Origin of the sequence: uncultured Faecalibaculum sp., from assembly GCF_910588395.1 — a bacterium.
Taxonomy (GTDB): Bacteria; Bacillota_I; Bacilli_A; order Erysipelotrichales; family Erysipelotrichaceae; genus Faecalibaculum.
Window position 1 is genome coordinate 1 of sequence record NZ_CAJUPA010000036.1, and the last position, 24,799, is coordinate 24,799.

Annotated in this window: 20 protein-coding genes and 1 rRNA gene; 17 read left to right on the top strand and 4 right to left on the bottom strand. The window is 56.4% G+C overall.

All coding sequences use genetic code 11. The features are described from left to right. Positions 1-83: 83 nt before the first annotated feature. The 4 genes from rrf (at position 84) to QZ305_RS09570 (ending at position 2,544) form a co-directional block, all read left to right on the top strand. Positions 84-190, top strand: a 5S ribosomal RNA gene (rrf, locus tag QZ305_RS09555). A 202-nt stretch (positions 191-392) separates the two neighbouring features. After that, entirely contained in the window at positions 393-1,853 is a 1,461-nt protein-coding gene (locus tag QZ305_RS09560; RefSeq protein ID WP_294731574.1) for a DUF1846 domain-containing protein, read from the top strand. Between the two features lie 113 nt (positions 1,854-1,966). Continuing rightward, positions 1,967-2,251, top strand: a complete 285-nt coding sequence (locus QZ305_RS09565; RefSeq protein WP_294731576.1) for a hypothetical protein — start codon at positions 1,967-1,969, stop codon at positions 2,249-2,251. Continuing rightward, entirely contained in the window at positions 2,248-2,544 is a 297-nt protein-coding gene (locus QZ305_RS09570) for a hypothetical protein (protein ID WP_294731577.1), read from the top strand. Before QZ305_RS09565 ends, QZ305_RS09570 begins: the two co-directional genes overlap by 4 nt. A 108-nt stretch (positions 2,545-2,652) precedes the next feature. On the opposite strand, the gene QZ305_RS09575 is transcribed toward QZ305_RS09570, so the two are convergent. Then, positions 2,653-4,197, bottom strand: a complete 1,545-nt coding sequence (locus QZ305_RS09575) for an NAD(P)H-hydrate dehydratase (protein WP_294731579.1) — start codon at positions 4,195-4,197, stop codon at positions 2,653-2,655. Beyond that, positions 4,190-4,471 (bottom strand): Dabb family protein, encoded by a 282-nt coding sequence (locus QZ305_RS09580; RefSeq protein WP_294731581.1) that lies wholly within the window; start codon positions 4,469-4,471, stop codon positions 4,190-4,192. The genes QZ305_RS09575 and QZ305_RS09580 overlap by 8 nt, the downstream gene beginning before the upstream one ends. An 89-nt stretch (positions 4,472-4,560) precedes the next feature. On the opposite strand from QZ305_RS09580, the gene QZ305_RS09585 reads away from it, so the two are divergent. The 10 genes from QZ305_RS09585 (at position 4,561) to QZ305_RS09630 (ending at position 18,763) form a co-directional block, all read left to right on the top strand. Further along, complete coding sequence (locus tag QZ305_RS09585) at positions 4,561-6,165, top strand: polysaccharide biosynthesis C-terminal domain-containing protein (RefSeq protein WP_294731583.1); 1,605 nt, start codon at positions 4,561-4,563, stop codon at positions 6,163-6,165. Further along, positions 6,158-8,017 (top strand): tRNA uridine-5-carboxymethylaminomethyl(34) synthesis enzyme MnmG, encoded by a 1,860-nt coding sequence (mnmG, locus tag QZ305_RS09590; protein WP_294731585.1) that lies wholly within the window; start codon positions 6,158-6,160, stop codon positions 8,015-8,017. The genes QZ305_RS09585 and mnmG overlap by 8 nt, the downstream gene beginning before the upstream one ends. After that, on the top strand, positions 8,014-8,325 hold the full coding sequence (locus QZ305_RS09595) for a septum formation initiator family protein (RefSeq protein ID WP_294731586.1): 312 nt from the start codon (positions 8,014-8,016) through the stop codon (positions 8,323-8,325). Before mnmG ends, QZ305_RS09595 begins: the two co-directional genes overlap by 4 nt. A gap of 188 nt (positions 8,326-8,513) precedes the next feature. Beyond that, positions 8,514-9,083 (top strand): winged helix-turn-helix domain-containing protein, encoded by a 570-nt coding sequence (locus QZ305_RS09600; RefSeq protein WP_294731589.1) that lies wholly within the window; start codon positions 8,514-8,516, stop codon positions 9,081-9,083. Positions 9,084-9,487: 404 nt separating this feature from the next. Further along, the gene (locus QZ305_RS09605; protein WP_294731591.1) at positions 9,488-11,914 is read left to right on the top strand and encodes a glycogen/starch/alpha-glucan phosphorylase; all 2,427 of its coding nucleotides are present in this window, start codon (positions 9,488-9,490) and stop codon (positions 11,912-11,914) included. 209 nt (positions 11,915-12,123) lie between these two features. After that, positions 12,124-13,281: a 1-deoxy-D-xylulose-5-phosphate reductoisomerase gene (gene dxr / locus QZ305_RS09610; RefSeq protein WP_294731592.1), complete on the top strand. Its 1,158-nt coding sequence runs from the start codon at positions 12,124-12,126 to the stop codon at positions 13,279-13,281. Between the two features lie 36 nt (positions 13,282-13,317). Further along, positions 13,318-14,766: a hypothetical protein gene (locus QZ305_RS09615; protein WP_294731594.1), complete on the top strand. Its 1,449-nt coding sequence runs from the start codon at positions 13,318-13,320 to the stop codon at positions 14,764-14,766. A gap of 64 nt (positions 14,767-14,830) precedes the next feature. After that, positions 14,831-16,444, top strand: a complete 1,614-nt coding sequence (locus tag QZ305_RS09620) for a PHP domain-containing protein (protein WP_294731595.1) — start codon at positions 14,831-14,833, stop codon at positions 16,442-16,444. Between the two features lie 78 nt (positions 16,445-16,522). Continuing rightward, a complete protein-coding gene (gene metG, locus QZ305_RS09625; RefSeq protein WP_294731596.1) occupies positions 16,523-18,493 on the top strand; it encodes a methionine--tRNA ligase in 1,971 nt (656 codons plus the stop codon). A gap of 27 nt (positions 18,494-18,520) precedes the next feature. Continuing rightward, positions 18,521-18,763, top strand: coding sequence for a hypothetical protein (locus QZ305_RS09630; protein WP_294731597.1), 243 nt, complete (start codon positions 18,521-18,523; stop codon positions 18,761-18,763). Between the two features lie 46 nt (positions 18,764-18,809). On the opposite strand, the gene QZ305_RS09635 is transcribed toward QZ305_RS09630, so the two are convergent. Beyond that, positions 18,810-19,166, bottom strand: coding sequence for a helix-turn-helix domain-containing protein (locus tag QZ305_RS09635; protein ID WP_294731598.1), 357 nt, complete (start codon positions 19,164-19,166; stop codon positions 18,810-18,812). A gap of 399 nt (positions 19,167-19,565) precedes the next feature. Here QZ305_RS09635 and metK point away from each other — a divergent pair, with 399 nt between their 5' ends. Then, complete coding sequence (gene metK / locus QZ305_RS09640) at positions 19,566-20,657, top strand: methionine adenosyltransferase (protein WP_294731599.1); 1,092 nt, start codon at positions 19,566-19,568, stop codon at positions 20,655-20,657. A gap of 42 nt (positions 20,658-20,699) precedes the next feature. Here the strand turns inward: metK and QZ305_RS09645 are convergent, their stop codons facing one another. Further along, entirely contained in the window at positions 20,700-21,083 is a 384-nt protein-coding gene (locus QZ305_RS09645; protein WP_294731600.1) for a metal-dependent transcriptional regulator, read from the bottom strand. Positions 21,084-21,131: 48 nt separating this feature from the next. On the opposite strand from QZ305_RS09645, the gene QZ305_RS09650 reads away from it, so the two are divergent. Both QZ305_RS09650 and eno read left to right on the top strand, forming a co-directional pair. Next, a complete protein-coding gene (locus QZ305_RS09650; RefSeq protein WP_294731602.1) occupies positions 21,132-23,309 on the top strand; it encodes a U32 family peptidase in 2,178 nt (725 codons plus the stop codon). A gap of 62 nt (positions 23,310-23,371) precedes the next feature. Next, positions 23,372-24,694, top strand: a complete 1,323-nt coding sequence (eno, locus tag QZ305_RS09655) for a phosphopyruvate hydratase (RefSeq protein WP_294731603.1) — start codon at positions 23,372-23,374, stop codon at positions 24,692-24,694. The last annotated feature ends 105 nt before the right edge of the window (positions 24,695-24,799 follow it).

Sequence of the window (24,799 nt, forward strand, 5' to 3'; positions counted from 1 at the left end):
GCAGCTTTGCGGAAGACAGGAAACGGGAAGAGATATCGTGTATGGTTTTCAGAGATTGGTAAAGACACGATTCCAGATACAGATGTGGTCATCATGGCAGAGAGGAAATACCTGTACTCATCCCGAACACAGAAGTCAAGCTCTCTTGCGGTGACGATAGCCGGAAGGCAAAAATAACACATGGCCACTGAGAAAGTCGGTATCCGAAAGGGTATCGGTTTTTTTTGTTTTCAGAGTACATGCAGACAGCACAGTCATCTGATCCCAGCCCCGGCCAGGGCCGCAGGGCCCCATCGGCAGAGCGGGACAGTCTGCACATTTTGCCCGGGAGCCGGTTTCATTCGTGGTATTATGTTGCGGAATGTGCTGAGACAATCAGAAAGAGGGACGACATGAAATCAGGATTCGACAATGATAAATATCTGAAGATGCAGTCGGAACATATCCGGGAGCGGATTGGCAAGTTCGGAGACAAGCTGTATCTGGAGTTCGGCGGAAAACTCTTTGATGACTATCATGCCAGCCGGGTGCTGCCGGGGTTTGCACCGGATTCCAAGCTGCAGATGCTGCTGCAGCTGAAGGATCAGGCGGAGATCGTGGCTGTGATCAATGCGGAGCATATTGCGGCGAACAAAGTGCGTCAGGATCTGGGGATCACATACCAGGAAGATGTCCTGCGGCTGATTGACGAGTTCCGTCAGGCGGGTCTGTATGTGGGGAGTGTTGTGCTGACGCATACCAGTGACAAGGAGATTGCGTCGGGGCTGAAGGCGGAGCTGGAGAAAAAGGGCATTCCCCTGTATTACCACTACCGGATCGCGGGTTATCCCACGGATACAGATCATATCCTTTCAGAGGATGGATTCGGCCGGAATGACTACATCGAAACTTCCAGACCGCTGGTGGTGGTCACAGCACCGGGTCCAGGTTCGGGGAAAATGGCAACCTGTCTGTCACAGCTGTATCACGAGAACAGACGGGGGATCAAGGCCGGGTACGCGAAATATGAGACGTTCCCTGTGTGGAATCTGCCCCTGAATCATCCGGTGAATCTGGCGTATGAGTCTGCAACGGCGGATCTGAATGACGTGAATATGATCGATCCCTGGCATCAGCAGGCTTATGGAGAGATCACGGTGAATTACAACCGGGATGTGGAGATATATCCAGTTCTCAGGCAGATGTTCTGCGAGATTTACGGAAGCAGCCCCTATGCGTCTCCGACGGATATGGGCGTGAATATGGCCGGTTTCTGTATTGAGGACGAAGAAGCGGTGTCCCAGGCGGCGAAGCAGGAGATCATCCGCCGGTATTTCTTCACAAGAAACCGGGTGATTGACAAACTGTGCGATCCGCAGGAGCTGAAGAAGCAGGAAATGGTGATGAAGCAGGCGGGTGTCACGGTGAATGACCGGCGGGTGTTTGAACGGGCCCGGGGTCTGAATGAGGAAACCGGGGATTTTGCGGCGGCACTGGAGTTTGAAGATGGAACCATTGTAACGGGGAAAAATTCCGAGCTGATGGGGCCGGCGAGTGCGATGATCATGAATGCACTGAAGTACAGTGCGGGGATAGATCCGCAGCGGCATCTGATTGATCCGGAGGATTTTGCGCCGATTCAGCGGCTGAAGATCAGCTACTTCGGAAATCAGAACCCGCGGCTGCATACCAATGAAATGCTGATTGCGCTGTCCATGACGGCGAGAAGCAACCCGGAGGCCAGACGTGCACTGGAGCAGCTGCCGGCATTGGCGGGGGCTCAGAGTCATATCACGTCGGCGTTGTCCGAGGTGGATCAGTCGGTTTTGAGTTCTTTGAAGATTCAGACAACTTTCGAGGCTGATAAAGTATAATAAACGAAGTGAACACAGCTGGATTGTCCCGGGGGTTTGGGTTGTGCTGTCAGCATGACCGGACTGCGTTTCCGGGGGAGAAGGACTGTGTACAGGATCAGGAGGTTGCTTCTATGGCAAAAACAATTCCGGCTTCCGGAGCCGGCGCAGTGCGGATCATTCTGAAAAATAAACAGGATTTCCACTTTGATCTGCGGTCAAAGGAACAGGAAGGAAACCGGACATCGTATATTTTCGATGTGTTTTACGAAAATGTCAGCGGAACGCTGAACATGGCAGTGGAAGAGGGCGTGGTGAAAATCGCCGCGCTGAATCTGGGGCTTGGAAAAGTCATCACCCTATCCAATGATGACAATCTGCGGAAGCTGGCAAACTACGTTCTGGGGCAGCTGGGATGATTCTTCATCTGTATGCGGTGGTGACTCCGCAGCAGGAGTCTGTGGTGGAAAAAGTCCAGGGAGAGCTGAAGAACCGGCTGCCAGGGATGTCCTTTTCGCCGGCTGTGCCGGAGTCTTCCCTGGAGAACTGCATGGCGTTTCATGCCACGGCAGGCTGCAGCCGCAGGGAAGCGGAGGATTTTCTGCACTGGCTGAACAATGATCCGGATGGCGGAGATGGTGAATACTGGGCTTATGGATTCAATACCCGGATGGCCATCCCCGAGCTGTATTATTTCCGGCTGGATTTCTGAAGAGGAATCGGAACAGACAGGAAACAAAAAATGCGGACACCCGTTCAGGATGTCCGTTTTTTTTAGCAGGAGCGCCGATTCTTCGCTGGCTGCGGGGTATGCCGGGAATCAGACAGTATGCTTTCCATCATTCGGCAGAGGGCTGTTTCCGGGGCTGTTTCTGAGCTTTGTCCAGACCGTGGACAATGAGCCGGTGAGATCCTGCGGGCTGAAAGCCGCCGGGTCTTTTTCAGATATGGCAGCGGCCTGGTTATGGGCCCAGACCCCGCACAGGGCGGCCTGCAGGGGGTTCTGACTGCCTGCCAGACCGGTGATGATGCCGCAGAGCACATCCCCGGATCCGCCTTTGGCCAGGGCAGAATCCGGACGGGCAAGAACCCAGGTCTGTCCGTCACAGGAAACACAGGTGATGTCTCCTTTCAGGACCAGCACAGTGCCGGGATACTGCCGGGAGAACGCTCGGGCGGCTGTGACGGGATCTTTCTGCAGTTCCTGCGGGCTTATGCCGGTCATCCGGCTGAATTCTCCGGGGTGCGGAGTCAGAATGGTCTGGCCCTGTCTGGCTTTCAGCCAGGTCAGGTCCAGTAGGGACAGGGCATCTGCGTCCAGGACCAGGGTGCATTCTGTATTCAGCATCAGGGAGCGCACCAGCTCACGGCTGGACGGGGTTCGGGACAGACCGTTTCCCGCAGAGACCACGCTCATTTCCGCTGTGGCTTTCAGAATTTCCGGTATGGCTTCTTCGCTGAGGAAATCCGGGTCTGAATGCAGGTCCAGCAGCATAGCTTCCGGCAGCACGCAGCGCAGGGGCGGCTGCAGGACGGGAGGCACAGCCACTGTCAGCAGGCCGATGCCGCTGTGAAAACAGGCTTTGGCACTCATTTCCATGGCGCCGTGCATCGTTTTGCAGCCACCGATCATCAGGGCTTTGCCGAAGGTACCCTTGTAGGACAGAGCGGACCGCCCTGGGAGAGCCTGACGGGCGACGGTTTCTGTCAGCAGAAACGTATCCCGGTCAGTGCCCGGATTGCCCAGACCAATGTCCAGGATCCTGGTTTCCCCGGTGCAGGGCAGGGAAGCGGGGAGGATGGTTCCCACTTTCTGTGTCTGCAGAGCTCCGGTGAGATCCGCATGGATCACAGCTGCGCTCAGCGGACCCAGGGTCCCGTGTATGCCCGAGGGCACATCCACCGACAGAATCCTGGCCCGGGAGCTGTCTGCGGCCTGTGCCAGCTGCTCCCACAGGCCTGTCAGAGGCCGGGACAGTCCACTGCCGAACATGGCATCCACGATCCAGTCGTCCCGGGACAATGCGCTCATCTGTCTTAGTGCCTGTTCCGGATTGGTGACTGGTTCGATTCCTCTGGCGGACAGGATTTGCTGCTGCTGTGAGGAATCACTCTGGCTGAAGGCACAGGCATCCACGCCCTGTTCCCGGAGGATGCGCAGCATGGCCAGTCCGTCCTGTCCATTGTTGCCGGGACCGCACAGGATCAGGACCCGGCTGTCAGGCAGCAGCCGGGTTTGCAGCAGCCGGCACAGAGACCGGGCGGCGTTTTCCATGAGCACCAGGGAGGGGATGTGTTCTGTTTCGATGGTGTATCGGTCCCGTTCCCGGGCCTGACTGGCTGTTTCCAGAAGGTTCTCAGTCAAAATCCACCGTCATGGACCGCTCAAGCAGCGGTGCCATCTCCGCCTTGATCTGACAGTGATACGGATCGCTGGCGTAGGCTTCCAGCTGGCTGGCGGGCAGCTTCACCACCAGAGCGGCATCCATGCTCCTGGGTGAGTGCAGGATATCGGCGCCGCATTCAAAGGACTGCGCCATGGGGACATCCCGGGTATTGAGTTTGCGAAGGATGGTTACCAGCGCTTCCCGGTTTTCCGGGGTGGGGTTTTTGAGTTTGAATAAAACGATGTGTGTCATTTCACTGCTCCTTTTCCCAATCATACCGCAGTCTGTATCTTCGGCCCATTGCTGCATGGTATAATTTTTGATCGAAGTGAGGAGTGTCCATGGAATCCAAGACAAGAAAGAAATCACTGATCCGAAGCTCGCTGATCAGCACTGGCGGTTTTTTTGTCGCCAAGCTTCTGGGTCTTGTTTATACCATTCCCCTGGCATCCATACTGGCCAGTGACGCCTACCTGAGCTATTACGGGACTGCGTACCGGATCTACAGTTATGTTCTGCAGGTGTTCACTGCCGGTTTTCCCATGGTAGTGGCCACGATGATTGCCACCTATGCCACACTGGATGACGCCAGAACAGTGCTCAAAGTCCGGAAGATTGCCCTGCGTTTTCTGGCGGCGATGGGAGCAGCGGGGATGCTGCTGATGATGCTGCTTTCGCCGCTTTTCGGCCAGCTGGTGGCGGGAGATGCCCAGGCGGATGTCATGCGCAATGTCCTGCTGATTCTGTCCGTCGCGGTGTTCCTGGTTCCCATGCTCTCTGCCTACCGGGGGTATTGCCAGGGCATGGATGAAATGGAAGAATACGCGTTTTCCCAGACCTTTGAGCAGTTTGTCCGGGTAGGCTTTCTGCTGGGTGTGTCCTGTCTGCTGGTATACGGCTTTCATACCGACAGAGTCTGGGCGCTGTATGCTTCGGTGTCGGCCACGAGTGTGGCGGCCCTGGCCGGGCTGTTTCAGATTGCCCGCTATACGGATACATCCAGAAAACGGCTGGAGAAACAGGCTGCAGTACAGACTGGTGAACAGATCGGCACGAAAAAGCTCATCCGGGATTTCATCATTCTGGCGGTGCCGTATTTCACCATGGCGCTGCTTGGCTATATCGATGATCCCATCAATTCCATTCTTCTGCCCTATGGCCTGAATCACTCCGGCTACACACCGGATCAGGTCAATGTGGTGCTTTCGGCTGTCAACTACGTGGGATCCAAGCTGATTGCCATTCCCATGATCCTGGCACCGGGGTTCACCGCAGCGCTGATTCCCCATATCACCAGCATGCTGGCGGAAAACAATCTCCGGGCGGTGCGCAGAAGCGTCCGGGAAGTGCTGTCCATCGTGTTCTATATCGCACTGCCGGTCTGTGTCTGCATCGCGCTGTATGGGCGGCCGCTGTACTATATCCTGTACTACACGGAGAATCTGGATCTGGCGGCATCCACCATTGCCTGGAATGCACTGGAAGGTGCAGCCGGCACGGTGCTGCCGGTAGTCACCTCGATGATGATGGCGCTTCGGCTGCGCCGTGCGGGGCTGAAGAGTCTGGCGGTGTACTCGCTGTTCAAAGTGGTCACGGTGGTGCCCATGGTCATGTGGCTGGGATTTCCGGGGGCGGTCATCAGCAGTGCGGCGGGATCGCTCTATGTGCTGTTTTCCAATCTCCGGGAGATTGCACGGCGGTACAGGGTTTCCTTTACGGCTCTGTTTCACCAGCTGCTGTTCATTGTCCTGGGACTTCTGTGCATGTGGGGGATGACGTCCCTGCTGAATGCGGCGGGACTGCAGGCTGATGCCGGCAGCAAGCTGATCTGTCTGGTCAAGCTGGCTGTCAGCGGGCTTCTGAGTATGGGGACGTATCTGGGTGTGACCTGGTTTTTCCAGATCCCGCAGACAGTGTTTGGATTGAGAGGCAGACGCCATGTTTGATGTACTGGTTATCGGCGCCGGGCATGCGGGGATTGAAGCCGCAGCTGCGGCAGCCCGCATGGGGGCGCAGACGTGTCTGGTGACAATGAGCCTGGACAGAGCTGGCTCCATGCCCTGCAATCCCAGTGTCGGAGGTCCGGCCAAGGGAATCGTCGTCCGGGAAATCGACGCCATGGGCGGTCTGATGCCCCGGGCTGCGGATGAAACCGCCCTGCAGTTCAAGATGCTGAACACCAGCAAGGGACCCGGTGTGCAGTGCCTGCGGGTGCAGAGTGACAAGCTGGCTTACAGCCGGTGGATGAAAGAGCATCTGAAGTCCATGGAGCATCTGACGGTGGTGGAAAACCGGGTGGAGTCTCTGGATATCGAGGATGGTGTTGTCCGGGGCGCCATCTGCAGAGACGGCACAAGGCTCTGTGCCAGAACGGTGGTGGTCACTGCCGGCACATACATGCAGTCTGTGGTGCTGAAGGGACACACGGCTGTGGAATCAGGCCCGGATGGTCAGCCTGCCAGCCAGGGCCTTTCCGAAAGCCTGCGGCAGGCCGGACTGCGGACCTTCCGGCTGAAAACCGGCACACCCCCGCGGGTGAAGGCGGATACGGTGGATCTGTCCAGGGGACAGGTGCAGCCGGGATCTGCGGACTTTCTGCATTTTTCCGAGGACACCCGCCGGGAAGATGTGCTGGCGCCGGAGAAACAGGAGACGTGCACCCTGATCTGGACGCAGCCGGAAACGCACCGGATCATCCGGGAACATCTTGCGGATTCTGCCATGTATTCCGGACTTGTCCGGGGAAAAGGGCCCCGCTACTGTCCCAGCATTGAGGACAAGCTGGTCCGGTTTGCGGACAAGGAACGGCATCAGCTGTTTCTGGAGCCGGAGTCCCGGGATCTGGATACACTGTATATCCAGGGGTTCTCCACGAGCATGCCGGAGGATGTGCAGGAGGAAATGGTCCATTCCCTGCCGGGTCTGGAACATGCGGTCATTGAGAAATACGCCTATGCCATTGAATACGATGCCATTGACCCGCTGCAGCTGCGGCCTTCCCTGGAAACCCGTCAGGTAAAAGGACTGTTTACCGCCGGACAGGTCAATGGAACCAGCGGGTATGAAGAAGCTGCGGGGCAGGGGCTGATGGCCGGCATCAATGCGGTGCTGAAGGTCCGGAATCAGGAACCTCTGGTGCTTCGCCGTGATGAAGCTTACATCGGGGTGATGATCGATGATCTGGTGACAAAGGGTACCGGCGAGCCCTACAGGCTGCTGACCAGCCGGGCAGAATACAGACTGCTGCTGCGCCATGACAACGCCCAGGAACGTCTGTCGGACAAAGCCTTTCGCCTGGGGCTGATTGACAGTGCCCGGATGGAGAAGCTTGCCCGCCGCCATGAAGAAACCGATGCCCTGCGGCAGGAGCTGAAAGAGCTGCATATTCCGCCGGCCTGCAGCCACCCGGTACTGGAACGGACCGGACTGGAGCCACTGCGCCAGGGCAGCGATGGACTGGAGCTGCTGAAGCGGCCTGGTGTCACAGTTCAGGGGCTGCTGGGGCGAAATGTGGATCCGGAGGCAGCAGCGGACCTGGAAATCGCGGTAAAATATGAGGGGTATATCGCGAAAGCCCGCCGGGATGCAGACCGGCTTGCAGCCATGGACGCCAGAAAAATCCCGGAGGACATGGATTTTGATGCCATGAGCAATCTGAGTCTGGAAGCCAGGCAGAAGCTGTCGGCTGTCCGCCCGGAAACCCTGGGACAGGCCAGCCGGATCTCCGGCGTCAATCCTGCGGACATTGCGGTACTTGCCCTGTGGCTGGAGCCGGAGAAGAGAGGGGACAGGACATGAAAGGCAGACGCAAAAGACGGCGCGGTTCAAATGATCTTCTGATATGCATTGGCTGTGTGGCAGGCAGTGCTTTCCTGTTCTGGGCAGGATGGCAGGATGTCCGGAATCTGCTGGAGATCCGGGAGAGCATTGCGGCCAACGAGGAGAAGTCCGCACAGCTGGATCAGCGGCAGAGCAATCTGGAAACAGCCCGGGAAAACCTGGACAATCCGGATTACGTGGAATATATTGCCCGGGGCCGCTATCTGGTGACGAAGGAGGGGGAACAGGTGTTCAAGTTCCCCAGTCTCCAGGAAGATGGCGAGTGAACGAAACCGTTACTTCAAAAACGAATGCGTTATAATCGCAAGAAATGGTCGGATAGATGACGTAAGTCTTAAATTATCCGGCTATTTTTTTAATTTCCCAGTCATTTGGAACGTTACGCCGGCCTGAAATCTGCTATCATCAAAGTGCCTGTTAAATAACAAATGGCATAAGAAAAGAGGGTGAAACCATGACAGAATCTCTTACGCATGTTCTGCTTCCAGCTGATAATCGTGTTCTGAAGGATGTGCGTCGTTTTTATCCGGCAGGCCGGGTGGAGCGTTTTACCAATGGAATTGACGTGTATTACTGCTATGTGGTGCCTGAGAAGGGACTGCCGCAGCCTGTGTCCATTCCTGTCTGGGAACGCGGACAGTTTGTTCATTATCCGGTGGATGAACTGCATGGCAGGCTGTATTCCGTCAATCTGAAGGCGGATCTGGATCTGGAGCTGGTGTGGATCGACGGACAGGCGCTGCATTTGCCGGCACTGGAATGGCTCCTGCTTCAGATTCTGCTGCTCAATGGCTACACCTATGTAAGCCGCCGCATGCTGCTGGCGATTCTGGAACGGCAGACAGGCAAGATGATGCAGGACAACACCCTTTCGGTTCACATTGCCAGGCTGCGCCGTGCACTGGGCGTGCATGAGGGACAAAGCTACATTGTCACGGAGCCGGGGAAGGGATACCGCTGGCGGTTTCCGGTTTCCAGAACGCTGGAGCCGGAGATGAAGAAAAACGAACTCATGGCCATATAAAGCGTTCATGGTCACAGCCCGGCATCAACTGGCCACCCGGGTCTGAGAAACAGCTGCATCCGATGTCTCCCTGGGGACCGGATGCAGCTTTTGCTGCCGGCGGTCTGTTTGTCCCCCAGCCAGGTATGCTGTATCCGGTTCCGGGCATCACGTTCCCGGTTTCTGCATCCAGCGTCCGCCCGGACTGTCCGCCGGGGCTGTGCGGCCGCCGGCCGCCATCGGCAGGGGGATGGAGTCAGAGCCGGGAAAGAGACGACCAGGCGGCGGCTGAGCCGGGAGACACTTTCGACGGAAAGTATTAAGCGCTTACAATAACTGGGAAAAGTGTTTCATCTGCCTGCTTCTCCTATTGAAAATGGCATGACATTGTTTCATAATCAACATAATTGGAGGGATGATTGATTATGCAAGACTGTTTCAGTTCAAAAGAACGCTTCATAGAGAGCTACAAAGAGCGTGTAGCGAGCCGGTTCGGGCGGGATTTTGAAGATTCTTACCCTGTGGAACGGTATCAGGCTCTGGGGTCCATGATCCGGGACTACGCTGCCCACAACTGGAAGGAAACCAAGAAAGCTGTGCGCCGTTCGCAGACCAAGCAGCTGTATTACTTTTCCATGGAATTCCTCATGGGAAGACTGATGACCAACAACCTGCGCAACCTGGGCATTTATGATGTGGTCCGGGATGGTCTGGCGGATCTGGATATTGACATTGATGAGCTGGAATCCCTGGAGGCGGATGCAGGTCTGGGCAATGGCGGTCTGGGCCGTCTGGCTGCCTGCTTCCTGGATTCCCTGGCTTCCCTGGATCTGGCAGGCAACGGCAACTGCATCCGGTACCGCTATGGTCTGTTCCGGCAGAAGATCGAGAACAGGGAGCAGGTGGAAGTGCCGGACTGCTGGCTGCGCAATGGCAATGTCTGGGAGGTCTGGAAGCCCAATCACGAGGTGAAGGTGAAATTCGGCGGCAACATGTATGCCTGGATGGATCATGAAGGACGGTTCCATTCTGATTATCATCCGGAATTCGTCGTTCGTGCTGTGCCCTATGATGAGCCGATCATCGGGTATCACACACAGACCACCAACACCCTGCGGCTGTGGGATGCGGAGGTGGATGAGGATTCTGTATCCGCGGGGCGTCTGAACGAGTATCTGCGTCTGGTGACGCAGCTGACGGCCAACGTGTATCCGGATGATTCCACGCTGGAGGGCAAGGAACTGCGGCTGAAGCAGGAGTATTTCTTTGTCTGCGCGGGTGTGGATCAGATCGTCCGGACGCATCTCCAGAACTACCCCAGTCTGGACAATCTGCATGAAAAAACCGCCATCCAGCTCAATGACACGCATCCGGTGCTGGTGATCCCGGAACTGATGCGGGTTCTCATGGATGACTACAATTACGGCTGGGACCAGGCCTGGTACATTGTCACGAACACCGTGGCCTACACGAATCACACCGTGATGGCGGAAGCGCTGGAGAAATGGCCCCAGGATATGGTCAGCCGGCTGTTCCCGCGTCTGTACCTGATCATCGAGGAAATCGAACGGCGGTTCAAATACGAACTGGATCATCAGGGAAAAGGGCATCTGTTCTCTCAGGTATCCATTCTCGGCGGAGGACAGGTGCACATGGCGCATCTGGCCATCGTGGGAAGCCACAGTGTCAATGGTGTAGCCAGGATCCACACGCAGATCCTGATCAATGATGTCATGGCCAGCTTCGCGTCCATTTATCCGGAGCGCTTCAACAACAAGACCAACGGCATCACCCACCGGCGCTGGCTGATGTATGCCAACCCCCAGCTGAGCCGGCTGCTGGATGAGACAATCGGCACACAGTGGCACCATGATCCGGCGGGTCTGGAAGCGCTGATGGCTCACGTGGATGATTCGGCGCTTCAGGACCGTTTTCTGGCTGTCAAGCACGAACGCAAGGTGATCCTGGCGGACTACATCCGCAGCACGCTGGGAATCGACGTGGATCCCGACTCGATTTTCGACTGCCAGTCCAAGCGTCTGCATGCCTACAAGCGGCAGCTGCTGAACATCTTCCATGTGATGTATCTGTATCTGGCGATGAAGCGGGATCCGGGCTTCCGGATCCGGCCCCGGACGTTCATTTTCTCCGCCAAAGCCGCAGCCAGCTATATTCTGGCCAAGGAAATCATCAAGCTGATCAATTCCGTGGCAGAAAAAGTCAACGCCGATCCGGAGATTTCGCCGTACATGAAAGTGGTGTTCATTCCGAATTATTCTGTATCCATTGCCGAGGTGCTGATTCCCGGTGCGGATGTATCGGAGCAGATTTCCACAGCAGGCAAGGAAGCTTCCGGTACGGGCAACATGAAATACATGATGAACGGGGCACTTACGCTGGGTACGCTGGATGGTGCCAATGTGGAGATCGTGGATCAGGTCGGATATGACAATGCAGAGATCTTCGGCCTGCGGGTGGAGGATATCGAAGCCCTGAAACGCGAGAACAACTACAATGTCTGGAACATCTACGATCACAACGAGCGTCTGCGCATGGTCATCGAATCGCTGCGCAACAGAACCTGGGATCCGGATTCCAATGCGTTCATGCACATTTACAACGATCTGATGCTGAGAAACGACGAGTTCTATGTGCTGGCGGATTTTGAAGCCTATCTGTACGCGCAGTCTCTGGTGGCCAAAGCCTATGAAGACCGCCGTGCCTGGGCCCGGATCATGCTGATCAACATTGCCAAATCCGGGTATTTCTCCAGCGACCGGACGATTCAGGAATATGCCAGAGAGATCTGGGGTCTGACGCCGATTCCGTTCGATCATCAGAAAACCGCCTGATTATCCGGGAGCAGCTGCAAGGCTGTCCGGGACAGATGAGGCATACGGGGGAGCCAGTCTCCCCCTTTTTCTGTGCCTGGCTGGTCTGATCCGGATTTCCGGGCGGGAAGCTGACGGCACGGGAGGGAAAAAGATGATATGCTCCTTGCAGGTGATCGTTGCCATGGACAGACAGCAATGGCTTGGTCACGGGAAGGAAGAGAATCTCCATGAACAGGAAGAAACGGGTGCTGCTGCTGGGGGCCACAGGCTCCATTGGCCGGCAGACACTGGATGTCCTGAAACGGCATCCGGATGAATTTGAACTGGCGGGAATCAGCGCCGGTCACAACGAAGAGGCGCTGCATGAGATTGCCGGTGAATTTGACGGAATCCAGGCTGCCAGCGTTCTGGAAGGAAATGAGTCCCGGTGGACCGTCCCCCTGTTTACCGGCCCGGATCATGTGCAGAAGCTGATGGATGCGGTGAACTACGACATACTGGTCAACGCCGTGGTGGGATTCGCCGGTCTGGCCCCCACGCTCCGGGCTCTGGAGACCGGGCATGATGTGGCGCTGGCCAACAAGGAGAGCCTGGTGGCCGGGGGGCAGCTGGTGAAAAAAGCCCTGGCAGCTTCCGGAAAGAAGCTGTATCCCATTGATTCGGAGCACAGTGCCATCTGGCAGTGTCTGCAGGGATCCCGCCAGAAAGATGTGAACAGGCTGATCATCACCGCCAGCGGCGGCAGTTTCCGGGACCGGACGAGGCAGTCTCTGGAGAATGCCACGCCGCAGGAAGCACTGAAGCATCCCAACTGGGCAATGGGCAGGCGGATCACGATCGATTCCGCCACGATGGTCAACAAGGGGTTCGAGGTGATTGAAGCCCACTATCTGTTTGATATTCCTTTCGACCGGATCGAGACGGTCCTGCATCCGCAGTCCATTGTCCACAGCATGGTGGAGTTTCAGGATGGCGCGGTGATGGCACAGCTGGGCAGTGCGGATATGCGGCTGCCGATTCAGTATGCCCTCATGGGACCGGACCGGCCCCGGCTGGAGGAGGAAAACCGGCTGGATATGACCAGGACCATGACGCTGGAGTTCCGGGAAATGGACTTTGACCGGTTTCCCATTCTGAAAACAGCTTATGAAGCGGGACGGCAGGGAGGAAGCGCCGGTGCCGTGTTCAACGGTGCGGATGAAGAGGCCGTGGCTCTGTTTCTGGCGGGGAAGATCCCGTTTCTGAAAATCGAGGATGCCATCCGGTATGCCCTGAAGACGGTTCCGTTTGTGGCAGACCCGGATTACGGGCAGCTGCAGGAGTGCGACCGGCTTGCCCGTGAGGCGGTTCGATATGGCGTGTCTCAGGATTTTCGGGTAGAATAAACGGTACATGTCAAGTCAGGGGGGACTGGATAAATCATGAAAGCAATCTGTATGATGACAGGCGCCGTCATAGCACTTTCAGCCGCCGTGCCGCAGGCTGTGCTGCCTGTGCAGGCAACAGTCAGAGAAGAAGCGAAGCAGATCCAGGTTAAAACCCCGGAGGAATTCATCAAGACGTTTCTGACGGAGCAAATCACCGGCAGTGACGGAAGAAAAACCGGGCGACTGATGGAGCAGGTGTCGGAAACGAATTACACCAGGGTTCTGGCCGGTCAGAGTTTTCTGGATTCAGCGGATCCGAAGCTGAAGAAAGCCATCGAAGATGCCCTGGCGCAGAAAAAAATCGACTGGAAAGCCTGGTGTGACCGAGCCAGGGAACTGAAGCAGAAACTGGAGCCGGAGGGAGCCGGGAAAGAACCGGCGGCCACGCTGCCGGTGGAGAAACCGGAACAGACAGAGGGAACTGCTGCCGGCAGCCAGCCGGAGACCGGACAGCAAACAGCTGGTCAGACACCTGAGGCCGGCCAGGATGATCAGGATGCTGCCGGAAAGTTCCCGGAGCAGGAGGATGCAGACACCCAGGAAAAGGGTCCGGCCGAAGAGAAGCCGGCCGGGGACAGCGCCTCCGGAACAAAACCGGCAGAGGACAGCAAGCCTGCAGAAAATGCGAAACCGTCTGACAGGACAGAGGACAGTCAGCCGGAGAAGCCGCAGGAAAAGGAACCCACCGCAGGGGATGACAGTCAGAAAGACAGCCAGTCCACCTCTGCAGCGGAGGATCAGACTGAAGACAGCCGGAAACCGGCTGTACAGCAGAAACCGGCTCAGGATCAGTCTGCAGAAGACAACCGGGATGCAGAAAGCTCCGGATCCCGGGAGCAGACCGGTCAGGAGAAGCCCGCCCAGACAGAGCAGCCGGCTGCAGAGGACACAGAGTCCAGTCAGCCGGATCCCGCTTTGCCGCAGGCAGATCCGGAAGCAGGTCTCCAGGCTGCCGAGGCAGCCAGACAGACAGAGATGGCTCAGGCTAACGCAGCCCCGGCTGCTGCTCCGGGCACAGGTGGTCCAATCATGCCTGCCGCCCAGAATGCCACTCAGTCTTCGTCTGTGACAAAAACAGCGCCTGTTTCGGATGCCGCACAGGCTTTCATCTCCCAGTGGCTCACCAGTTCACAGGGGAATCTCTACGGAGCCGCCACTTCCTACAATCAGAGCCGCATCCTGGATGCCATGCCCAGCTGGAACAGCCTCAGTCCCCAGACCCGTCTGGAAATCAATCAGCGGCTGAAATCCGTCACCGGCAAGACGTATCAGAAACTGGTGCGGGAAGCCCAGCAGCTGAAACTGGGACGACCGCTGGTCTGGAACAACACCAGGGTGCACACAGCAGCCAGCGAACCGGTGGGCTTTTTCACCGGTCTGATCACTGCCAGTGCAGCCGTCTTCGTCCTGCTGGGACAGAAGCTTGGCAAATCGAAAGAATGACCCGGTACAGACCGGACAAGGGAGCAGACCGCTTCCTTTTTTTGTGACTGCTGAATCTGATATAATGAACGAACGAAAGGACCGTGAGACCGTGAGCACCCTTCGCAAGACATACGCGCTGATTCTGAAAAAAGCACAGCTTTACAGAAACGGCGGCTGGCAGTATGCGCGGATCCTCAAACGGACCAGGGCAGACTATGAGAGCCATTTTTATGCATTTCTCATTGATCTGAACATCTGCCTGCTTCCGGTATATATATGGATCATTGAATTTCTGCTGATTCTCTGCGGCATTCTTCCGCCGCATGTTTTTGACCTTCTGTTTTATCTGATGTACGGCCTGCTGTTTCTGACATCGGTCATTGGACTGGGGCTGGTGACTGCGCGGCTGCACGGGCAGTCCCTGGGCTACGCCTTCACCGGTCTGAAACTGGTCCGCCGGGACCGGCGTCCGGCTCCGGCCATCCAGATCATTCTGCGACAGGCGCTGGGAATCGGCGTGCCGCTGATGGTGTTCGGCATCGTCTTCGAAATCTGGGGCATGTTTGTGTGGCTTCTTCTGCACATGTGCATCTGTCTGGCCACACCCCATCAGCAGAATCTCATGGATCTGCTGCTGAAGCTGGTCACGGTGCGCATGCCCGATGACGCCGAGCTGCTGAAGGGCGCAGGTCAGAACCCGCAGCCCCAGCCGGAACCGGCACCCCGTCCGAACCCGGTGCGTCCGGAGCCGAAGAAGGAAGCCCCGGTGCAGAAAAACGAGACCCTGGAGATTTCTCCCATTGATCTGCACATCCGTTCCAACTACAGTGACGATGCACAGCTGGATGTGGAGGAGATTTTCAAGCAGGCAAAAGCCCGGAACATGGAGATCATTTCCATCACAGACCACAACTGCGCCAGAGCCAATGCACCGGCCAACAGGCTGGCAGGACTTTATGGCATCCAGTACATACCCGGTGCGGAATTCGACTGCGAGCTGGATGGTACCCGCATCCGGATCCTGGGCTACTACATCGACTGGACCAATCCGGTATTTGATGCGCTGGAACGGGATTCGCTGAAGCGGGAAAAGGATGCTTCCATGGTCCGCGCAAGGCTGTTCCAGGAAACCACCGGCATTCAGATCGACATCCGTTCCCTGCTGGAGTCCAGCCGTTTCCAGGTCATCACCGGCAAGGACATCACCCGGATGGTCTTCCACAATGAGGAAACAAGGCAGCTGCCCTTTGTGCGGCGGTATCTGGATACGGCGGTATCCGGACGGGAAGCCCGGCGGCTGTTCGAACATGATATCTTCGGCAAGGGCGGGCCCTGCCATGTCCGGCCTGTCTACCCGCAGGCTTCCCACATCATCAGCGCCATTCACGACGCCGGCGGTCTGGCAGTGCTTGCCAACTGGCATCTGGATTCTCTGTCTTCTCAGAAGCTGGAACAGCTCGTGAAGATGGGGATTGACGGCATCGAAGTTTTCATGACCGGTGCCGGGGAAGATCTCAAGGTGCGTCTGCTGGATGCCGCCAGCAGCAGCAAGCTCTTCATTACGGCGGGATCCGACTATCATGGCCCTGCCAGACCGGAGGAGCAGCTGGGCGTGACCGGACTTCCGGAAAAAGCAGAGGGACTGGTCCGGCTCTTTACCCGGGCTGCCCGCAGACAGCCGCCGCTGAACCGGTGAGCCGGCAGGCTGCATCATACTGAACAGAACAATCCGGCAGGACCGGATCAGAAGATACAGGAAAGGAAAGACTGACTGATGAAAGAACCGTTTTATCTGACAACCGCAATCGCCTACACCTCGGGCCGTCCTCATATCGGCAATACCTATGAAATCATCCTTTCGGATGCCATTGCCCGTTTCAAGCGGGAACAGGGGTATGATGTCTTTTTCCAGACAGGAACGGATGAACACGGCATCAAGATCGAGGAAAAGGCCGAAGCCGCCGGTGTGACCCCGCAGGAATTCGTGGACGGGGTGGCGGCGCAGATCCGGGCCAACTGGGATCTGATGAACACCACATACGACAAGTTCATCCGGACCACGGACGAAGATCACGTCCGCCGTGTGCAGGATATTTTCCGCCGGTTCTATGAACAGGGGGATATTTACAAAGGCGAATACGAAGGGTGGTACTGCACTCCCTGTGAAAGTTTCTGGACCGAGAGTCAGCTGGTGGATGGCAAGTGTCCGGACTGCGGCAGACCTGTGACCAAGCAGAAGGAAGAAGCGTATTTCTTCAACATGAAAAAGTACGAGCAGCGTCTGATCGACTACATCGAGGAGCACCCGGACTTCATTCAGCCGGAAAGCCGCCGCAATGAGATGCTGAACAACTTTCTGCGTCCCGGACTGCAGGACCTGTGCGTTTCCCGGACCAGCTTCAAGTGGGGCATTCCGGTGGATTTCGATCCGAAGCATGTCATCTATGTCTGGGTGGATGCCCTGAGCAACTACATCACCAGTCTGGGGTACGAAGCATTGGGAGAAAGCTCCGGCATGTACAAAAAATACTGGCCGGCCACGCACATCATCGGCAAGGACATTCTCCGCTTTCACACCATTTACTGGCCGATTTTCCTGATGGCGCTGGGAGAACCGCTGCCGAAAAAGGTGTTTGGTCATCCCTGGCTGCTGGTGGACAACGGCAAGATGTCCAAGTCCATCGGCAATGTGATCTATGCCGAGGATCTGGTGGAGGCATTCGGTGTGGATGCGGTGCGGTATTTCTGTCTGCACGAGATGCCCTTTGCCCAGGATGGCAACATCACCTGGGAACTGGTGATCGAGCGGATCAACTCCGATCTGGCCAATGTTCTGGGCAATCTGGTGAGCCGGACCATTGCCATGAGCAACAAGTATTTTGATGGCGTGATTTCCAACCCCCGGGTCTATGATCCAGTGGACGAAGGTCTGATTTCCACGGCTCTGGCTGCCAGGGAAAAAGTGGAAAACAAGATGGAGGAGCTCCGGGTGACGGATGCTCTGGATGAGATTTTCACGCTGCTGCGGCGGACGAACAAATACATCGATGAAACCGAGCCCTGGGTTCTGGCCCGGGATGAGGCAAACCGGGACCGGCTGGCCACTGTGCTTTACAACCTGCTGGAGTCCATCCGGGTGAGCGGTGTGCTGCTGCAAAGTTTCATGCCGGAGACCTCCGACAAAATTCTGGATATGCTGGGCACCAGCCAGCGCAGTCTGGACAGTCTGAATTCCTTCGGGAACCTGGAGACCGGCGGTCAGGTCATCCGCAAGGCCCCTGCGCTTTTTGCCCGGATCGACGAGAAAAAGTTCATGGAGGAACTGACAGCGAAGCAGAAGGCACAGCAGGAAGAAGCTGCAGGGAAAGAACAGGCAGGCAAGCCTGCCGAAAACGAACCGGCTGAGGCTGTACCGGGAAAACCGGAGATCGTGTTTGATGATTTCGCCAAAATCGAGCTGCGGACCGGCATTGTAACGGCCAGTGAAAAAGTCAAAAAGTCCAAAAAGCTCCTGAAGAACCAGGTGGATCTGGGCACGGAGACCAGGCAGATCCTGTCGGGTATTGCCCAGTATTATTCGCCGGAGGATATGGTGGGACGCCAGGTCATCGTGGTGACAAATCTGGCTCCCCGGAAGATGGCGGGGGAGATCAGCGAAGGCATGATCCTCTGTGCCGAACACGGCGATCAGGTGGTGCTGGTCAGCCCCGATGACAAGCTGCCGGCGGGTTCCGTCGTCTGCTGACGGGAACCGGGCGGCGGACAGCATCTGATGAAACAGGAACAGAAAGCGCTGTACAGACAGGCGCAGCTGGCTGGCCTGGGCATTGTGGTTGGCATCACAGGTCTGGCTGTGGATCATCCCTGGCTGCCCTGGATCGGGCTCTTCGTCTTTGTGCTGGGCCTGCTCCGGTTTTTCCTGATTCGGGGACTGATCAGACGGACACACGATCCGGAAGCTCCGGATTCCGGTTCTGTTCAGAAATCACAGGATACAAAAACCCCGGAAGAGTGAGTTTCTTCCGGGGTTTTCCGTGTGGAGCGGCTGTCGGATCCGCGGTTCAGAGTCTGCGCAGTCCGTCCAGGAGTGATTCTGTCTGCTCCCGGAACAGGCGTTTTTTCTCAGGGGTCAGATTCTGATAGGACTGAAAGATCCAGCCGTCCTGCGGCTGATCAATCCGCCCGAACAGAATATAATCAGAGGACACATCATAAAGTCTGCACAGGGATGCCAGAACCTGGAGGCTGACGCCGCAGACCCCGCGTTCTGCTTCCGATATGTGTTTGGCCGTGGTCCCGGCCAGCCTGGCTGCCTGATGCTGTGTCAGCTCTTTGTGCTTGCGGAGATTGCGCAGGCGGATACCGATTTCCGTCATGTCCACTTCAGGGTATTTCCGTTTGGCAGAAAATGAATTCATGATTGCTCCTTTTCACATGTGCTGCCGCCTGACTGCCCCAGAGACATGTGCAGGCAATCAGGCTGTCATACACTTAATGATACACAACTGAACGGAAATGTACATAATCCACTGTTTTTTCTGCTGATGTTTTTTCAGCCAGCCGTACGCGAATGCAAATCACAGCCGAAGGTGAAAGCCGGCTGGCCGGTCTGGAGGATGCCGGTGGTTTCAGCTTGCTCTTGGCGCCGGTTCCTGTTTTAATAAGGGCAACGTGATCAAGAGACAGGGGAGAGAGCCGGCTCACTGATCCTGCACCAGCCTGACCAGAAGGTTAAGGTGGTCCTGCCGGCTGCGATGCGGAAGACGGTGACATCAGACGGCTTTCAGCCGTCTTTTTTCAGGCAACAGGAGGGAACCATGTCAGACTATATCTTTACCAGTGAAAGTGTTACGGAAGGCCATCCGGACAAAGTCTGCGATCTGATCGCAGATTCCATTCTGGATGCTGCCCTGGCCCAGGATCCTGATTCCAATATGGCAGTGGAAGCCACGATCAAGGACGATTTTGTGCTGATCTACGGAGAAGCAAACACCAGGGCGAGCCTGGACTATGAGAAAATTGCGCTGGATACGATCCGGAAAATCGGCTATACAGAACCCTATCACGTCAAAGTGGTGGTCAATGAACAGTCCCCGGAGATCCACAATGCGGTGGACCGGGATGTGGTCTGCGCCGGAGATCAGGGCATCATGTTCGGCTATGCCTGCAACGAAACCGACGAGTATATGCCGGCACCGATTTACTTTGCTCATGCGCTGTCCAGACAGCTGGCGAAAATCCGGCGTCAGGATGACCGGCTGCGGCCAGACGGCAAGACACAGGTTTCCGTGGAATACAAGGACGGCAAGCCCGCCCGGATCGATGCGATCGTGGTGAGCACCCAGCACCGGGCGGATGTCAGCCAGGAAGAAATCCGCAGGCTGGTCAGGGAACAGGTCATTGATCCGGTGATTCCGGCTGAGATGCTGGACGAAAACACAAAGTACTTCATCAACCCCTCGGGAAGCTTCGTGGTGGGCGGCAGCTTCGGCGATTCCGGTACCACCGGACGGAAAATTGTCTGCGATACCTACGGAGGCCGTGGCCGCATCGGTGGCGGCTGTTTCTCCAGCAAGGATCCCACGAAGGTTGACCGCTCTGCCGCCTATTACGCCAGATGGGTTGCCAAGAACATTGTTGCGGCGGGACTGGCTGATCAGTGTGAAGTGCAGGTTTCCTATGCCATCGGCGAGCCGGAACCGGTGAGCATTTTTGTGGAGACCTTTGGAACAGGCAAGGTCAGCGACGAAGAGATTCTGGATATCATCCGGAAAAACTTCAGCTTTGAAGTGGGGAACATTCTCGAAGAACTGGACCTCCGGCGTCCGATTTACGCAAGAACCACCAACTACGGACATTTCGGCGACCCGGAGATGCCCTGGGAGACGATTCGGGAGCTGAAACGCTGAAAGATCTCCGGGTCTGGACTGACAGAGACAGAAAAAAGCCGGTCATGCACCGGCTTCTTTGTCGTTTTCGAAATATCTGCGGATCGCATCGAATGTTTCCTGAGAGACAACGTGTTCCATTCGGCAGGCATCTTCCTGTGCGATGTGCGCAGGCACACCAATCTGGACAAGCATGTTTGAGAAAAATTCATGCCGGCGCCAGGTTTCGCAGGCTATGGCCTTGCCTTTTTCGGTCAGATGCAGTGTCTTGGCATTGTCCAGTTCAATGAAGCCCTGCTCCTGCATCAGTTTGACTGCATGAGATACACTGGGTTTGGAATAGCCCAGAGAGCTTGCCACATCCACGCTGCGGACCACAGGAAGCTGTCTGGACAGGACCAGAATGCATTCCAGATAATCCTCCAGGGATTCTCCAATATGTTTCATATTTCAAGTTTACCATCTCTAACTCAATCCATGCAAGGAGGGATCTTCATGCCTGAAATACTTGCTCCTGCCGGAAGCAGGGACAGCTTCGAAGCCGCACTGGCTGCCGGAGCGGATGCGGTGTACCTGGCCATGCCCAGATTCGGTGCCAGAGCCTATGCCGCCAATTTTGACCTGAACGAGATGCGGGAAGTCATCGCCCGCGCGCATCTGCACGGGATGAAGGTGTATGTCACCATGAACACCATTCTCTTTGAAGACGAAACCGAGGAGGCCTTTGCACAGGCAAAGGACCTGTACGAAGCCGGTGCAGATGCCCTGATCGTTCAGGATCTGGGCCTCATGCACATGCTGAAGCACCGGCTGCCGGAGATGGAAGTTCATGCCAGCACCCAGCTCTCGGTCAACCGCCCCGGGCAGATGGAACAGCTGAAGAAACTTGGCGTTACGCGGGTGGTGCTGGCCCGGGAATGTTCTCTGAAAGAAATTGAAAGCTGCGCAGCTGTACAGGATATGGAAACCGAAGTGTTCGTTCACGGAGCACTTTGCATTTCCTATTCCGGACAGTGTCAGTTTTCCGCTGTCCGTCATGGCCGTTCGGGGAACCGGGGACAGTGCGCGCAGGCCTGCCGCATGCGCTACACCCTGGAAAAAGACGGAAAGGCGCTGGATGCACCCGGAGAATACCTGCTCAGTCCCAGAGACCTGTCTGTGCTGGATGACCTGGACAAACTGACAGATGCAGGAGTGGACAGTTTCAAAATCGAAGGCCGGATGAAAAGCCCGCTGTATGTGTATGAAGCGGTGGAAAATGCCCGTCTGGGCAGACACCGTACCAGAAAAGACCGGCTGGCACTGGCAGCGGCATTCAGCCGGGGATTCACCAGAGGCTGCATGATGAGTGCCCAGGGCAGAGAGTTCATGGCGATGGAAGCCGGCAACCATCAGGGAATCTCCATCGGTCAGGTCACCGGCGGTTCCCGGTCCCGCATCCGGATCCGCCTGACCATGCCGCTGCACCAGGAAGACGGCCTGCGGTTTGTCTGGGAGAAAGGCAGTGCGGGCGGCCATGCGAACTTCATTTATGACAGCCGGGGGAAACTGGTTCACGAAGCGGCACCGGGACAGGAAGTGGAAATTCCGGTGAGTGAATATGTGCCGGCCGGCGCGGATGTCCGGCTGACCATGGATGCCGCCAGAACCAGATTTGTGGAACGGAAAGTGCAGGAGAACAGCCGGCAGCTCACAGTGACAGCCAGTGTGTTCAATGAAGGGGCGGGGAAACCGCTGATTCTGACGCTGACTGCGCCGGATGGAACCAGCGTCACCTGTCAGAGTGAACCGGTGCAGCCTGCCACCGGCAGGGGACTGGATGCTGCCCGGCTGAAGAAACAGATTGAGAAATCCGGAAATTCCTGGGCGGATATTCAGGCAGTAAGTCTGCAGGTGGAAGAAGGCATTTTCCTGCCGGTCAGCGCCGTCAATGCCCTCCGCCGCCAGGCTGTGACCCGGCTGGAAGAGAAAATCACTGCCACCCGCACAGCCAGGGAAACAGACTATGCCTGGAAGCCGGCTGCCGCCAAACCCATGGATGGGCTGCTGGTGGAAATCCAGCGTCCTGAGCAGCGCCTGGACGGTCCCGGCATATGGATGAGCCAGTTCCCCATTCCCGGTACAGTGCACAAAGCACCACTGTATGAAGACAAGGGGGAAGTGGTATCCCATCTGGGGGAAGGCAGGATCCTGGACGGCATGAACATTTCCAATTCCTGGGCAATTGCCGCTGCCCAGGAGATGGGCTACGAGGGGGTTGTTCTGTCGGAGGAACTCTCCGCTGACCAGATCCGGCAGACACTGGAAGCCTATGAAAAGCGGTATGGGCAGCCGGCTTCGGCAGCAGCTGTGGTGTATCAGAAACGGCGGCTGATGCTCATGGACCACTGTCCGGTCAACACGCTGGAAAAGGATGGCCGGCGTCAGGGATGCAGTCTGTGCCGGCAGCACAAGTATGTTCTCAAGGGCATGGACGGCGCATCTCAGCGGCTGTATGGCGATCCGGCCTGTCATATGCAGATCTTTGATGAAGAGCCCCAGGACCGGATCCGGGAGCTGGCGGATATCCCCTGCAGGGCCATTCGCTTTACGACCGAAAGCACTGAAGAAGCAGCCGGAATCCTGGCAGAAGCCACTGCTGTGCAACCCCTTTCATCTTCCGGCGGCGATTGAAAACCGCAGGGGGGCAGAGTAATATATAAGGGAGCGATAAGCTATCAAGGAGGAACGAATCAATGCCTATTATTACAGATGTTTACGCACGTGAAGTCCTGGACTCCCGTGGTAACCCGACTGTAGAAGTGGAAGTTACAACTGATGACGGTGCCTATGGCCGTGCCATGGTGCCCAGTGGAGCATCCACAGGCGAGCGTGAAGCCCTGGAACTGCGTGACGGCGACAAGAACCGTTACGGCGGAAAAGGCACAACCAAGGCTGTCAACAATGTAAACACAATTATTGCCCCGGCGGTGATTGGACTGGATGTTACGGATCAGAACCTGATCGACCAGACCATGCTGAAGCTGGACGGCACAGATTTCAAATCCAACCTGGGTGCCAACGCCACACTGGGTGTTTCCATGGCATGTGCTCTGTGCGCAGCTGACTACTATGGAATGCCGCTGTACAACTATTTTGGCGGATTCAACGGCAACACACTGCCCGTTCCCATGTGCAACGTCATCAACGGTGGTTCCCACGCTGACTCCACAGTTGATTTCCAGGAATTCATGATCATGCCCGTTGGTGCAAAGAACGAAGTGGAAGCTGTCCGGATGGCTGCTGAAACATTCCACGCTCTGAAGGCAGTCCTGAAAGCCAAGGGCTACAACACAAACGTTGGTGATGAAGGCGGATTTGCTCCTTCCTGCACCGGCGGTAACGAAGAGCCTCTGGAACTGCTGGTTGAAGCCATGAAGAAAGCCGGCTACGAACCCGGCAAGGACATGATGATTGCCATGGACGTTGCGGCTTCCGAGTTCCACAACCACGAAACCGGCATGTACGAACTGAAGAAGTCCGGCGAAGGCAACAAGACATCCGAAGAAATGATCGCGATGTACGAAAACTGGATCAGCAAGTATCCCATCATCTCCATCGAAGATGGTCTGGGCGAACGTGACTGGGATGGCTGGAAAAAGCTGACAGACGCCATCGGTGACCGCGTGCAGCTGGTTGGCGATGACCTGTTCGTAACCAACCCGAAGATCCTGGCAGAAGGCATTGAAAAGGGCATCGCCAACGCGATCCTGATCAAGGTCAACCAGATCGGCACACTGACAGAAACATTCGATGCCATTCAGCTTGCCACACAGCACAACTACGCATGTGTTGTTTCCCACCGTTCCGGTGAAACAGAAGACTCCACAATCGCAGACATCGCTGTTGGACTGAACTGCGGCCAGATCAAGACAGGTTCTCTGTCCCGTACAGACCGTATCGCGAAGTACAACCGTCTGATGCGCATTGAAGACGAACTGGATCAGAGAGGCAACGCCAACATCGCCCGCTACCCCGGCATCAAGGCGTTCTACAACATCAAGGACCTCAACAAGTAAGATTGTGAGCATTCAGGCAGACAGGAGAAATCCTGTCTGCTTTTTCTGTATGCCCGGCATGGCACATATCTGGGTGGTGAAAGTCCACTATGGGAGCGTATCATC

Bases quoted from the DNA above. Each gene is read 5' to 3' on its own strand.
- QZ305_RS09560 (WP_294731574.1), top strand. From the start codon at position 393: ATGAAATCAGGATTCGACAATGATAAATATCTGAAGATGCAGTCGGAA.
- QZ305_RS09565 (WP_294731576.1), top strand. From the start codon at position 1,967: ATGGCAAAAACAATTCCGGCTTCCGGAGCCGGCGCAGTGCGGATCATT.
- QZ305_RS09570 (WP_294731577.1), top strand. From the start codon at position 2,248: ATGATTCTTCATCTGTATGCGGTGGTGACTCCGCAGCAGGAGTCTGTG.
- QZ305_RS09580 (WP_294731581.1), bottom strand. From the start codon at position 4,471: ATGACACACATCGTTTTATTCAAACTCAAAAACCCCACCCCGGAAAAC.
- QZ305_RS09585 (WP_294731583.1), top strand. From the start codon at position 4,561: ATGGAATCCAAGACAAGAAAGAAATCACTGATCCGAAGCTCGCTGATC.
- mnmG (WP_294731585.1), top strand. From the start codon at position 6,158: ATGTTTGATGTACTGGTTATCGGCGCCGGGCATGCGGGGATTGAAGCC.
- QZ305_RS09595 (WP_294731586.1), top strand. From the start codon at position 8,014: ATGAAAGGCAGACGCAAAAGACGGCGCGGTTCAAATGATCTTCTGATA.
- QZ305_RS09600 (WP_294731589.1), top strand. From the start codon at position 8,514: ATGACAGAATCTCTTACGCATGTTCTGCTTCCAGCTGATAATCGTGTT.
- QZ305_RS09605 (WP_294731591.1), top strand. From the start codon at position 9,488: ATGCAAGACTGTTTCAGTTCAAAAGAACGCTTCATAGAGAGCTACAAA.
- dxr (WP_294731592.1), top strand. From the start codon at position 12,124: ATGAACAGGAAGAAACGGGTGCTGCTGCTGGGGGCCACAGGCTCCATT.
- QZ305_RS09615 (WP_294731594.1), top strand. From the start codon at position 13,318: ATGAAAGCAATCTGTATGATGACAGGCGCCGTCATAGCACTTTCAGCC.
- QZ305_RS09620 (WP_294731595.1), top strand. From the start codon at position 14,831: ATGAACGAACGAAAGGACCGTGAGACCGTGAGCACCCTTCGCAAGACA.
- metG (WP_294731596.1), top strand. From the start codon at position 16,523: ATGAAAGAACCGTTTTATCTGACAACCGCAATCGCCTACACCTCGGGC.
- QZ305_RS09630 (WP_294731597.1), top strand. From the start codon at position 18,521: ATGAAACAGGAACAGAAAGCGCTGTACAGACAGGCGCAGCTGGCTGGC.
- QZ305_RS09635 (WP_294731598.1), bottom strand. From the start codon at position 19,166: ATGAATTCATTTTCTGCCAAACGGAAATACCCTGAAGTGGACATGACG.
- metK (WP_294731599.1), top strand. From the start codon at position 19,566: ATGTCAGACTATATCTTTACCAGTGAAAGTGTTACGGAAGGCCATCCG.
- QZ305_RS09645 (WP_294731600.1), bottom strand. From the start codon at position 21,083: ATGAAACATATTGGAGAATCCCTGGAGGATTATCTGGAATGCATTCTG.
- QZ305_RS09650 (WP_294731602.1), top strand. From the start codon at position 21,132: ATGCCTGAAATACTTGCTCCTGCCGGAAGCAGGGACAGCTTCGAAGCC.
- eno (WP_294731603.1), top strand. From the start codon at position 23,372: ATGCCTATTATTACAGATGTTTACGCACGTGAAGTCCTGGACTCCCGT.